Raw genomic sequence first — 403 nt, forward strand, 5'->3', positions numbered from 1 at the left:
TGGCTGCGTTCGCGCATGCGGATGTGCCGTTCGAGCGGTTGGTGGAGGTGTTGAATCCGTCGCGGTCGACGGCGCGGCATCCGTTGTTCCAGGTGGGTTTGTCGTTTCAGAATGTTGCGCGTGCGGCGTTGGAGTTGCCGGGTTTGATGGTGTCGGGTGTGGATGCCGATGTGGATGTGTCGCAGTTCGATCTGCATTTGATTGTGGGTGATGGGTATGCGGAGTCGGGTGCGGCTGCTGGTATCGGTGGGTTCTTGACGTATGCGACGGATTTGTTCGATCGGGCGACGGTGGAGGGTTTCGCGGCGCGGTTCTCGCGTGTCCTCGCGGCCGTGGTCGCCGACCCCAGCGTCCCGGTCGGGGACATCGAGATCCTCACGGACACCGAGCGCACCGACGTGCT

Annotated in this window: 1 protein-coding gene; it reads left to right on the top strand. The window is 63.0% G+C overall.

Going from position 1 to position 403, the window contains the following annotated elements; all coding sequences use genetic code 11:
• Positions 1–403 (top strand): condensation domain-containing protein (locus tag ON29_RS04235; RefSeq protein WP_040864825.1); only part of this gene is annotated, 403 nt, incomplete at both ends.

The sequence above is a fragment of the Nocardia exalbida NBRC 100660 genome (assembly GCF_000308575.1).
GTDB classification, from domain to species: Bacteria; Actinomycetota; Actinomycetes; order Mycobacteriales; family Mycobacteriaceae; genus Nocardia; species Nocardia exalbida.